At 54.8% G+C, this 12,035-nt stretch carries 10 protein-coding genes; 3 read left to right on the top strand and 7 right to left on the bottom strand.

Going from position 1 to position 12,035, the window contains the following annotated elements:
• The first annotated feature begins 2 nt into the window (after positions 1 to 2).
• On the top strand, positions 3 to 605 hold the full coding sequence (pnuC, locus tag K334_RS0111040) for a nicotinamide riboside transporter PnuC (RefSeq protein WP_027444970.1): 603 nt from the start codon (positions 3 to 5) through the stop codon (positions 603 to 605).
• Entirely contained in the window at positions 592 to 1,266 is a 675-nt protein-coding gene (locus K334_RS0111035; protein WP_027444969.1) for a thiamine diphosphokinase, read from the top strand. Before pnuC ends, K334_RS0111035 begins: the two co-directional genes overlap by 14 nt.
• A gap of 108 nt (positions 1,267 to 1,374) precedes the next feature.
• Here the strand turns inward: K334_RS0111035 and dnaA are convergent, their stop codons facing one another.
• From dnaA to K334_RS13935, 6 genes are all read right to left on the bottom strand, one after another.
• A complete protein-coding gene (gene dnaA, locus K334_RS0111030) occupies positions 1,375 to 2,778 on the bottom strand; it encodes a chromosomal replication initiator protein DnaA (protein WP_021589091.1) in 1,404 nt (467 codons plus the stop codon).
• Positions 2,779 to 3,108: 330 nt separating this feature from the next.
• The gene (locus tag K334_RS14895; RefSeq protein ID WP_154655606.1) at positions 3,109 to 3,324 is read right to left on the bottom strand and encodes a hypothetical protein; all 216 of its coding nucleotides are present in this window, start codon (positions 3,322 to 3,324) and stop codon (positions 3,109 to 3,111) included.
• Between the two features lie 63 nt (positions 3,325 to 3,387).
• Positions 3,388 to 4,293: an MlaD family protein gene (locus K334_RS0111025; RefSeq protein WP_025881423.1), complete on the bottom strand. Its 906-nt coding sequence runs from the start codon at positions 4,291 to 4,293 to the stop codon at positions 3,388 to 3,390.
• Positions 4,294 to 4,305: 12 nt separating this feature from the next.
• Positions 4,306 to 5,550 carry an N-acetylmuramoyl-L-alanine amidase family protein gene (locus tag K334_RS0111020; protein ID WP_025881422.1) on the bottom strand — a complete coding sequence of 415 codons (1,245 nt, stop codon included), beginning with the start codon at positions 5,548 to 5,550 and terminating at the stop codon, positions 4,306 to 4,308.
• A gap of 34 nt (positions 5,551 to 5,584) precedes the next feature.
• Positions 5,585 to 5,986 carry a dihydroneopterin aldolase gene (gene folB, locus K334_RS0111015; protein WP_025881421.1) on the bottom strand — a complete coding sequence of 134 codons (402 nt, stop codon included), beginning with the start codon at positions 5,984 to 5,986 and terminating at the stop codon, positions 5,585 to 5,587.
• Positions 5,987 to 5,999: 13 nt separating this feature from the next.
• Entirely contained in the window at positions 6,000 to 8,561 is a 2,562-nt protein-coding gene (locus tag K334_RS13935; RefSeq protein ID WP_036890371.1) for an adenosylcobalamin-dependent ribonucleoside-diphosphate reductase, read from the bottom strand.
• 145 nt (positions 8,562 to 8,706) lie between these two features.
• On the opposite strand from K334_RS13935, the gene K334_RS0111000 reads away from it, so the two are divergent.
• Positions 8,707 to 9,447: a nitroreductase family protein gene (locus tag K334_RS0111000; protein ID WP_027444965.1), complete on the top strand. Its 741-nt coding sequence runs from the start codon at positions 8,707 to 8,709 to the stop codon at positions 9,445 to 9,447.
• 10 nt (positions 9,448 to 9,457) lie between these two features.
• Here the strand turns inward: K334_RS0111000 and K334_RS0110995 are convergent, their stop codons facing one another.
• On the bottom strand, positions 9,458 to 11,932 hold the full coding sequence (locus K334_RS0110995; RefSeq protein WP_027444964.1) for a bifunctional UDP-N-acetylmuramoyl-tripeptide:D-alanyl-D-alanine ligase/alanine racemase: 2,475 nt from the start codon (positions 11,930 to 11,932) through the stop codon (positions 9,458 to 9,460).
• Positions 11,933 to 12,035 lie beyond the last annotated feature (103 nt).

Genomic DNA, 12,035 nt, shown 5'->3' with positions numbered 1-12,035 from the left:
CGATGATCGACTATCTCTCGCTTCACGGGCTCGATATTCTGACCACGATACTGGGCATTGCCTACATCGTGCTGGAGTATCGCGCCAGCATTCTTTTATGGCTGGTGGGCATTGTCATGCCCGCGCTCGACGCGTGGCTCTACTATAGTCACGGTCTGTATGGCGACGCCGGCATGGCCGTATATTACACCTTGGCCGCGCTTTACGGCTATGTCGTGTGGAAATTCGGCCGCAAGCACGGACAGCGGGAAGGCCAGGCGCTGCTCATCAGCCACATGCGCAAGCGCCTCTACCTGCCTGCCACGCTGTTCTTCTTCGCCGCCTGGGGCGCAACCTACTGGGTTTTGGCGGAATACACCGACTCCAGCGTCCCCCTGCTCGACGCCTTCACCAACGCGCTCAGCTTCGTGGGACTGTGGGCTTTGGCCCGCAAGTACATGGAACAATGGTTCTTCTGGATGGTCGTCGACCTCATCAGCTGCTATCTCTACGTCGTCAAGGGGATTCCATTCAAGGCCGGACTCTACGGACTTTACACCCTGATAGCCGTGGCAGGCTACTTCAAATGGCGGAAAATGATGTTGCTGCAAAATGAAACACTATAAAAGAATAGACACGGCGAGCCGCTTCGACACGGTCATCGTGGCCAACGGGGCCTTCCCGAAAGGCGAAGTGGCACTGGCCATACTGTGCCATGCCCGGCACGTCATCGCCTGCGACGGTGCCGCACGGACGCTGTTGGGCCAAGGTTTCGCCCCGGCGGAACTCACGGTGATAGGCGACGGCGACAGCCTGGGCGACGAACTGAAGGCCCGTCTGCGCTTCATTCGGATAGCGGAGCAGGACAGCAACGACCTGACCAAGGCCACCCGCCATTTCGCCGGCTTGCCGACGACCAGCCCCGGGAGCCGCGTCGCCTACCTGGCCGTCACCGGCAAGCGGGAAGACCACACGCTTGCGAACATCGCATTGCTCATGCACTATTATCGGGAGATGGACATCCAGCCGGTGATGGTGACCGATGACGGCTACTTCATTCCGACGGATGGCGACAGCAGCTTTGAAACCTTCGTGGGACAACAGGTGAGTATCTTCAATTTCGGCTGTCGGCAACTCGAAAGCGAGGGGCTTGTATGGAACGCCTTTCCCTACGACGAGCTGTGGCAAGGCACGCTCAACGAGGCCGAAGGGGCTGCGGTCAAGTTCAAGGCAGACGGCCATTACCTGGTATATCTGACGTTTCAGGGTAAAAATCACGACGCCTGAAACGCCTCATGCCAAGCTTTTAGAACAACATTCACAACAAAACAAAATGGAAAAGCGCCATTGTCTGAACGGACTTTGGCGCTTTCTTGTTTCAAACCATGAAATACTTTATTTCAGGTGGAAGGAGTTCTCAATCGAAACCAGCTCCGATCGGAACGCCGCGTCGTACTTCAACTTCTGTTCCACCTGCGTACAACTGTGAATGACGGTGGAGTGGTCGCGGTTGCCGACAAGCCTTCCGATGCGCGAAGCGGGCATTTTGGTGTACTTCTGAGCCAGATACATCGACACCTGGCGTGCCACGACGAGGTCGCGCTTGCGGCTTTTGCTGTTGACTGCGGTCGTCGTGACGTTGAAATGGGTGCACACCGTGTCCATGATATCGTCTACGGTGAGCGGTTTGTCGTCGATTTTCACGGCCCGCTTGATGACTCTGGTGGCCAATCTCATGTCCACTTCGCAGTTGTAGACCACGCTATAAGCCAGCAGACTGTTGATGACGCCCTGCAAGTCGCGCACGCTTCCGTTGGCCGTCGACGCGATGAAGTTCACCACGTCGTCGGGGATATGCAGTCCGTCGCGCCGTATCTTGTTGTTCAGAATGGCCACGCAGAGTTCTACGTTGGGCTTTTCAAGCTCGGCGATCAGGCCGCAGGAGAAGCGCGTCAGCAGGCGGTCGTTCATTCCCTTCAAGTCTACGGGCGGGCGGTCGCTGGCCAAGATGATGCGTTTTCCGTTGCGGAAGAGGTGGTTGAAGATGTGGAAGAAAGTGTCCTGGGTCTTCGTTGCCGTCGCCCACTCCTGTATATCATCGACAATGAGCATGTCGATGGTCTGGTAGAAGTTGATGAAATCGTTGACCGCATTCTGCAAAACGGCATTCGTGAATTGCACTTGGAAGAGGCGGGCGCTGATGTACAGCACGCGCATCTGCGGATAAAGCTGCTTGGCATGCACGCCGATGGCGTTGATCAGATGGGTCTTTCCACAGCCGCTCGGGCCATAGATGAACATGGGGTTGAACTGGTTGTTGTTGGGATGTTCGGCAATGCTCTGTCCGACGGAGCGCGGCAACTTGTTGCAGTTGCCTTCTATGTAGTTCTTGAAAGTCTGGTGAGGGTTCAGCTGTGAGTCGATCTCCTGCGGGCGCGCCGCGTCGAGGGGGGAAGGGGGCTGGTTGGCCCGCGTCTTCGTGCGCTGTTTGATGTCCGTGTCGGCCGTATCGGCCTGCAAGTCTTGGGTCAGGTTGTGCTCCTTGTCGGTCACAACACGATAGCCCAGCTGCACGCCGTCGCCGAAAGTCTTGCGCAATACCTTGCGCAACAAGTCCAGATAGTTGGCCTCCAGATACTCGTAGACGAACGGACTGGGCACCTTGACCAGCAATTGTCTCTTCTCCTGATTGAAGGAGTCGAAGACAATCGGCTTAAACCATGTGTTAAACTGTTCCACGCCAATGTTCTCACGGATGAGCGTAAGAGCATTGTCCCAACAAACATTGGAACCCATCATATCAATCGTTTGTTACAAATACTAATTTAATGTCTTTCTCTGACAGAAGCGTTTGGCATCCCTCCCCAAACTTGCCAACGGCTACTGTTTGCTGTGCAAATTTAATAAAGAAATATGAAAGTTGCAAATCACTCGTTTATACATTTTTTAAGAACCATCGCTAACTGACTATAAACAGGGACTTTACGAAATGAAGCGAACGGGTAGCATGAAATAGGTATTGCAAATTAACAACATTCTGCTTCTCAATGAGTTATGGAAATGTGAAAGGAGCCTTCCCTCGATGGTGAAACATTGCGTAAAGGGCACGAAACGCCCAAGTAGACGCCTTTATGCGGCTTTTTCGGCGGCGTGAAACATCGGCGGCTTGCTATTTAGACTTAATTTATTTTGTGACAAAAGGGCTGCTTTCAGCGCGCAACCGCAGCCCTTTGACCATGCAAAAGGGCTGCGGTCGACTTTCAAAAGGGCTGCTTTTGCAAGCCAAAAGGGCTGCGGTCGGCTTTCAAAAGGGCCGCTTTTGCAAGCCAAAAGGACTGCTTTCATGGCGTGAAAGCAGTCCTTTGGGAAAGAGCCTGTGCGGCGTTGGGAAAACGATGGGTGCCTCTGTCATTTGTCCTTCCTGCCGAACAGCGAGAAATGGACGTAGCGCTTGGGGTGCCGGCGGACGTCGACGAGCAGGGAATCGGCGCTCTTCATGGTCGACGTCAGGTTGTTGTACAGGGCCGGGTCGCGCATCAACAGGCCCAGACTGCCCGAGTTGTGATTCAGCTGGTCGGTGAATTCCTGAACGTTGGCGAGCGTCTTGTTCACCTGCGCCATGGTGGTCTGCACGTCCACCTGAGCCAGGTTGGCCGTCAGTTGGTTCGTGTGGTCGAGCACGCCGTTGGCCTTTTGCATCAGCCCCGGCACCTGGCGGTTGACCGAAGAGAGCAGTTGGTTGAGTTCGCGGGTCGATGTGGTCAGGTCGCCCGTCACGTGCTGGATGTTGTGCAGCGAGGCGGCGATGGCCGGATCGGCCAGCAGGCGGTTGACACTCGACAGGATGCTGTCGAGCTTCGGCACCATCTTCTGCACCTCGGGCACCATTGCGGCAACCTTGGCGAGGGCGCCGCCGTTCACCACTCCGCAGAGGGTGTCGCCCGGTTCCAGCCGATGTCGAGGCTCATTGGCCATCAGCAGGTTGAGCTTCACGTTGCCCATGAGGTCGCTTACAATCTCGGCACTGCTGCCACGGGGTATGCGCAAACCGTTCTCCACCTGCATCTTGACCACGATGTCGCGTGCGTGGTGCAGGTCGTAGTCAATGCCTTCCACGACACCTATCTGATAGCCGTCGGCATAAATGGGGTTGGAGGAAGACAGGCCGCTGATGTCCTTGAACTTGACATAGTAGACATTGTCGTTGGAAAAGATGGACATGCCCTTCAGAAAGTTGAGTCCGAAGAACAGCACCACTATGCCGGCGATGGCCACGAGGGCTATCTTCACTTCGCGTGTAAAAAACTTGTTCATTGTCAACTGTATCTATTTAATCGTCTGGCGATTGCGTTTGAACTCCTGGATGGCCGCGTTCACGTTCATCTTCTCTCCGTTCTTGAAGGCGATGATGAACGCTTCGGGAAACTTGTCCAGTATCTGCTTGCGCAGCTTGAATATCTCGTTGTAGTCATGGGATGCGCCGTAGGTGTACTTGTTGAGGTTGTCTTCCACGAAACTTTCCACGTTTTCCAAGTCCTTGAAGTGCGCGTCGTTTGCGCGAAGCTTGCGCGAGCTGACCAGAATCTGCACCTTGAACAGGGGGCGTGCGTCGTCTATCGCCGTCGTCTTCCACTCGTGTTCGTCGTTTTTCCTTTCCTTCTTCACGCCGTCGTCCGCTTTTTCGGGATGGATGGATGGGGGAGTGGGGCGCGTCTCCACGGTCGGCTGTGCCGTTTCCTGCTCCACGATGGGCAGGGAGGGGCTTGCCGGCTCTTGCGTTCCGGCCTTGTAAGGCACTACAATGCCGTTGAAATATCTGTTCTTGTAGCGCAGGAAGCCTTGGAAAATGGCCTCGCCCATCTTCATGACGCCCTCGCCGCTTGTCAGAAAAGCCTCCTCTTCGGGCGAGGTGATGAAGCCCAACTCGATGAGGCAGCTGGGCATGGACGTCTCGCGGAGCACCAGGAAGCCGGCCTGATGCACCCCCTTGTCGACTCGTCCCACACTGCTGCAGACGCTGTTTTGGATGTCTCGGGCCAGCTCCACGCTCTTTTCCATGTTCTTCCCTTGGATGAATTCAAACATGATGTAGCTTTCCGACGACTTCGGGTCGAAGCCCGCGTAAGTCTGTTTGTAGTTCTTCTCCAGCGAGATGACGGAGTTTTCACGGATGGCCACGTCCAGATTGTCCTTGGCCCGGTGCATTCCGAGCGTGTAGGTTTGGAACCCTCGGGCTATCCTTCCTGCGGGAAGGGAGTTGGTGTGCACGGAGATGAAGAGGTCGGCGTTGGCCCTGTTGGCGATGTGGGCACGCTCGTTCAAAGCCACTTTCACGTCCGTTTTCCGGGTATAGACCACCTTGACGTCCGGACAGTTCTGCTCCACGCGGCGTCCAAAGTCCAAGGCGACGTTGAGATTGATGTCTTTCTCCTTTGAATAAGCGCCCAGCGCCCCCGTATCTATCCCACCGTGGCCCGCGTCGATGACCAAGACAAACTTCTTGGCAGCCAGTGTCGACAATGAAACAAATAAGAGAATCAGGGTTGACAAGAAAGCTTTCTTTTCACTCATATACCTTTCAAATATGCGCAAAATTACGGAATCTTCAGCTTAAAACTGATGTTTGTAATTCAGTTTTACCATTTATTAAGTGAACTTCGACGCCTGCGCCATCGCAATCGGCCCCCATCGGAGGGTTGTGTTTGACGATGCGCAGGGTCAATTCGTCGATTTGCGGAAACGTCTCCAGCAGGCGGCTCCCCATCCGTCCGGCGAGAAATTCGAGCAGGTTGCACGGCTCGTTCATCTCGGCCGCGACCACCTGATAGACTTCGGCGTAGTTCAATGTGTCGCCGACGTCGTCGGACTGCATCGCCTTCGCAAGGTCACAGGCGATGTCCAGGCTCACCACGTAGTCGTTGCCGACGACGCGTTCCTGCGGCAACACGCCGTGGAAGGCGTGAAACCGTAGGTTGTTCAATAGGATTTTTGATAGTTTGACGATCATGGAAGGCTATGTGTCAACCGCAGCGGCTTGCGCCGCAATTTGTACAAATCAGGCAACCTTCCTGATAAACAAGGGTCTCTTGGCCGCACACCGGACATTCCTGGCCCTTGGCCGCCGTGCCGTCGGTGACGTATTTCTTGAGCGCACGCTCCACACCGTTCTTCCAAGTGTTGATGCTTTCGCTCTTCAATTGCAGCTGTCCGACCAGCTTGATGACATGCGCGATGGGCATGCGATAGCGCAGGACGCCCGAAATCAGCTTGGCATAGTTCCAGTATTCGGGGTTGAACTTCTCGCTCAGGCCTTCCACCGTGGTCTTGTAACCGCGCTTGTTCTCGAACTGGAAGTCGTAACGCTTGGTGCCGTCGTCGTTGACCTGCTTGATGATCCTGCCCTTCGTGACGCTCTTCGGCAGCATGATACCTTCCTCGTCGTCCTGAAGTCCGGTGAAGATTTCATACGGATAGCCGTTCAGCAAGCCCACGAAAGCCACCCATTTCTCCTTGTTGTTCTGGAAACGAACGACGTCACACGCCAGTTCTTTCGGCCTGACCTCGGTCACTTCAGGCTGCTGCCACGTGCGTTGGTCGGTCTTCTTCTCGTCCGTTTTCTTCTTGTCTTTCTTCGACACAGAGACCATCACGCCCGAACGGCTGCCGTCCCTGTAGATGGTGCAGCCCTTGCAGCCGCTCTTCCACGCCTCGACATACAAGCGGTTGACGAGCGCCTCGTCCACGTCGTTGGGCAGGTTGACCGTCACGCTGATACTGTGGTCCACCCAACGTTGGATCGCGCCTTGCATCTTCACCTTCATCAGCCAGTCGACGTCGTTGGCCGTAGCCTTGTAGTAAGGCGATTGGGCCACGAGCGCGTCGATTTCGTCCTGCGTATATTTCCTTTCCGTATCATGGCCGTTCGCCCGCATCCATGTCAGGAACTTGTGGTGATAGACGATGTACTCCTCAAAGCTGTCGCCCACCTCGTCGACAAAGTCGACATGCACGTCCGTGTCGTTGGGATTCACCTTGCGGCGACGCTTGTAGACCGGCATGAACACAGGCTCGATTCCGCTTGTCGTCTGCGTCATCAAGGAGGTGGTGCCTGTCGGTGCTATCGTGAGACAGGCTATATTGCGTCGACCGTATTGGCACATGTCGGCGTACAACTGCGGGTCGCTGTCCTTCAAGCGCAGGATGAAAGGATTGTGTTCCTCGCGCTTTGCGTCGAAGATTTCGAAGGCTCCACGCTCCCGGGCCAGCGTCACGGACGAGCGGTAGGCGTTGAGTGCGAGGGCCTGGTGGATGGAAACGGAAAAGTCCGTAGCCTCCTGCGTGCCATAACGCAGGCCCATGGCCGCCAGCATGTCGCCTTCTGCCGTGATACCCACGCCCGTGCGGCGCCCCATTCCGCTCTTGCGCTTGATCTTTTCCCAAAGGCGATGTTCTGCGTTTTTCACCTCGTCGCTCTGCGGGTCGTGCTCAATCTTCGCCATGATGAGGTCTATCTTCTCCATCTCCAGGTCAACGATGTCGTCCATGATGCGCTGCGCCAGCCGCACATGTTCCGTGAACTTGTCGAAATTGAAGGTCGCCTGTTCCGTAAACGGATTGTCCACATAACTATACAGATTGATACTCAACAGGCGACAACTGTCGTAAGGACAAAGCGGAATTTCACCGCATGGGTTGGTGCTGACGGTTCGGAAGCCCAAGTCGGCATAGCAATCGGGAATGCTTTCCTTGAGGATGGTGTCCCAAAAGAGGACACCCGGCTCTGCACTCTGCCAGGCATTGTGGACGATTTTCTCCCAAAGTTTGCGGGCGGAGATTTCCTTCTTGACCGTGGGATGGTCGGAATCGATGGGGTATTGCTGGCAGTAGGGTGTGCCGTCGATGGCCGCCTGCATGAACGCGTCGTCCAACTTGACAGACACATTGGCCCCCGTGACCTTGCCTTCGGCCATCTTCGCGTCGATGAAAGCTTCACTGTCGGGGTGCTTGATGCTCACGCTCAACATCAAGGCGCCGCGCCGTCCGTCCTGCGCGACCTCGCGGGTGGAATTGCTGTAACGCTCCATGAACGGCACAAGCCCCGTTGATGTCAGCGCGGAGTTGTTCACCGGGCTTCCCGCCGGGCGGATGTGGCTCAAGTCATGGCCGACGCCACCACGGCGTTTCATCAACTGCACCTGCTCTTCGTCTATGCGCATGATTGCGCCGTAGGAGTCGGCGTCGCCATCAAGACCAATGACGAAGCAGTTGCTCAAGCTCGCCACCTGATGATTGTTCCCTATACCGGTCATCGGACTGCCTGCCGGCACGATGTAGTGGAAGTGGTCCAACAAATCAAATATTTGCCGGGCGGAGACAGGATGCTTGTACTTGCTTTCTATTCGAGCCACTTCGTTGGCGATGCGCCAGTGCATTTCAACAGGATTCTTCTCATAAATGTTTCCGTAGCTGTCCTTCATTGCGTACTTGTTGACCCAAACCCGGGCAGCCAACTCATCTCCGTTAAAATACTCCAACGTAGACTCGAAAGCCTCGTCATACGAATAAGTTTTGTTATTCTCCATAAAAATACAAGTTGATTGCTGCAAAACTACAATATATTTTTCGATTAATGAGGCCGTTCGTGCGATTATTTGGCAAAAGGATTGGTTAAAGCTTACCAAAAAGGAAAACTATTTCTATCTTTGCAAAATAAAAGTTCACCGCTTTATGAAATCTCTTTCCACACGAACAACGATTCGCAAATACGCCGAACAGGCCATTTCCGACGGCCTGCTGTATGATTTGCTGGAGCAGGCGGAGCGCACGCCGACGATGGGAAACCTTCAACTCTACAGCGTCATCGTCACTCGCGGGCAAGAAAAAAAGGAAGCGCTTGCGCCGGCCCACTTCAACCAGCCCATGGTGACGGAGGCTCCGGTGGTGCTCACCATCTGCGCCGACTTCCGCAGAACCACGGCGTGGGCCGACCAACGAAAAGGGAATCCCGGCTACGACAATCTTTTGAGCTTCTTCAATGCGGCTACCGACGCGTTGCTCTACACGCAAACCTTCTGCAATCTGGCGGAAGAAAAAGGACTGGGCACCTGCTTCCTCGGCACGACGCTTTACAGTCCGCAGACCATCATCGACGTTCTGCGACTGCCCAAGCTGGTGTTTCCGGTGGCCACCATCACGCTTGGCTGGCCGGCCGAGCAGCCGCCGCTCGCCGACAGGTTGCCGCTGCGCTCCATCATCCATCTGGAATCTTTCGAAGACTACACGCCCGAAAAGATAGATGACTTCTATCAGGCAAAGGAAGCGCTGCCGGAGAACCGGCACTTCGTGGAAATCAACCACAAAGAGACGCTCGCGCAAGTCTTCACCGACATCCGCTACACGAAAAAGGATAATGTTGCGATGAGCAAGACCTTGCTGGAGGCCCTTCGCCGGCAAGGTTTTGTGGAATGAAAAAGGCTTGTCAGTCCTGGTAGTACACCCGTCTGACGCGATTGTTTATGCCCGTCATCACTTCGTAGGGTATCGTTTCCAGCCAATCGCTCAGGACGGTGACGGGCTGTTCCGGCCCGAAGATTTCGACCATGTCGCCTTCCTTGCAGTCGATTCCGGTCACATCGATCATGCAGACGTCCATGCAGATGTTGCCGACATACTGCGCCCGCTTGCCGTTGACCAGGCAATAGCCCTTGCGGTTGCCCAATCTGCGGTTCAGACCGTCGGCATAACCGATGGGGATGGCCGCAATCAGACTGTCTTTGTCCAATATCGTGCGGCGACTGTAGCCTATGCTGTCGCCTGCCGGCACGTGTCGCAACTGCAAGATGGTGGTCTTCAGGGTTGAAATCGTATGGATTGTCTGGTTGTTGCGTGGGTCGATTCCATAGAGGCCGAGGCCCAAACGGCACATGTCCAACTGACGTTCGGGAAAATGTTCTATGCCTGCGGAGTTGTCGATGTGGCGCAGTATCTTGTGTCTGAAAGCCTGTTGGAGTTGTCGGCTGCCCTTGTCGAAAAGTTCAAACTGCAGTTTGGAGAAAGTGTCGAAACCGTCATCGTCGCTGCCCACAAAGTGGCTGAACACCGAACGCGGGATGATGGCGTTCTGACGTTTCAACTTTTGAATCAGTTCGTCCATGTCGTGTTCGGGGGCGAAGCCCAGTCGGTGCATGCCCGTGTCGAGCTTGATGTGTACGGGATAATCCGTAATCCCCTCCTTTTCGGCAGCTTTCACCAACGCATCGAGCAATCGGAAGCTGTACACCTCGGGTTCCAGGTCGTAATCGAACATCGTTTTGAAGGCCGACATCTCTGGATTCATGATCATGATGTTGCTCGTTATGCCGTTCTTGCGCAACGTCACGCCCTCGTCGGCCACGGCCACAGCCAGATAATCCACCTGATGGTCTTGCAGGGTCTTGGCGATTTCCACACTGCCGGCACCATACGCGTCGGCCTTGATCATGCAAACGAGTTTCGTTCCCGGCTTCATCATGTCGCGATAATGGTTCAAGTTGTCGACCACCGCGTTGAGATTCACTTCCAAAACGGTCTCGTGCACCTTGCGAACCAGGTTTTCCGTGATTCGGTCGAAGCCGAACCGGCGCGCCCCCTTTATCAAAATGACTTCGTCACGCAAAGAGTTGAACACCTCACTTTGCAGGAAACGCTCTACCGTTTTGAAGAAAAACTTTTCTCCTATCTTTATCAACTCGGCATGGGAGGACAGCTCCGTCCCGATACCGATGAACTTTTCAACGCCTCGTTCGACCGCCAGCTTGCTCACTTCGCCATACAAGCTCGCTGCCGACTGCCCGCTTTGGTAGATGTCGCTCAATATCAATGTGCGGCGGCGACCCTTATGGTCGGGGCGGCGGTTCATGAAGTCCAGCGCAATGTCAAGCGACTTGATGTCCGAATTGTAACTGTCGTTGATCAAGGTGCAGCCATGTTGCCCTTCTTTCACTTCCAACCGCATGGCAACCGGTTCCAATTTTGCCATGCGTTCGGCCAGCGCGTCGGGTGTGATTCCCAATTGCAAGGCTGTTGTTGCGGCCACAATGCTGTCCTCCACCGAGGCCGAATCTATGAATGGAATGGCGTAACGGCCTTGAAGTTGGCCCTTGAATGTATAGTCGATTTCCGTCGTCAAGCCCTCCGTATGCGTCTGTACATACATCGGGGCATTGGCATTCTTGCACGACCATGCCAGCAATTCGCCCTTGAAAGCCGCCTCAGAGACGCACCGGGCGGCCAGCTCGTCGTCCATGCAATACACGATGACACCGGCTTCGTGGAACAATCGCAGTTTCTCCCTGCACTTTTCTTCCACCGTGGCAAAGTTTTCCTGATGCGCGTTGCCCAGGTTTGTCAGCACGCCGATTGTCGGCTGGATGATTTCCTGCAACGCCAACATCTCACCCGGGCGGCTGATTCCCGCCTCGAAGAGGCCTACCTGTGTGTCTTCCTGCAAAAGCCAGACGCTCAAGGGTACGCCTATTTGAGAATTGTAGCTCCGTGGGCTCCTGACAACGACCTTGTCCGGGGAAATCAACTGATAGAGCCATTCCTTCACAACGGTCTTTCCGTTGCTGCCCGTGATACCTACAATCGGGATGTTATACTCATCGCGATGACGTTCGGCCAAGCGTTGCAAGGCCTTGCGGGTGCCGATCACTTTCAGGAAATTGGCCTCCGGGTAATCCACTTCATAAGAAAGAGGAACTTGTTCTACGACAAAGTTCCTCACTCCGCGCCGATAAAGGTCGGCTATATAATAATGTCCGTCATTGCGTTCCGACTTCAATGCGAAAAACAAAGTCTCTTCAGGGAAACACAGAGAGCGGCTGTCCGTCAGCAAAAAGGCTATGTTGGCGTCTCTATGTCCAAAACGACGCGCACCGATGAGCGTGGTAATCTTTTCAATAGTATATGTCATCGTTCAATACCGTTAATATCTTAAGCAGGAATGGCGGACCGGCGCGACGGAAATCGTTCACAAGTCGCAGAGTCCGGCCTGTCGCGTGCAAAGATACGCCAAC

This window comes from Segatella baroniae DSM 16972 = JCM 13447 (genome assembly GCF_000426585.1).
GTDB lineage: Bacteria > Bacteroidota > Bacteroidia > Bacteroidales > Bacteroidaceae > Prevotella > Prevotella baroniae.
This window is presented reverse-complemented; position numbering and strand designations above follow the sequence as displayed.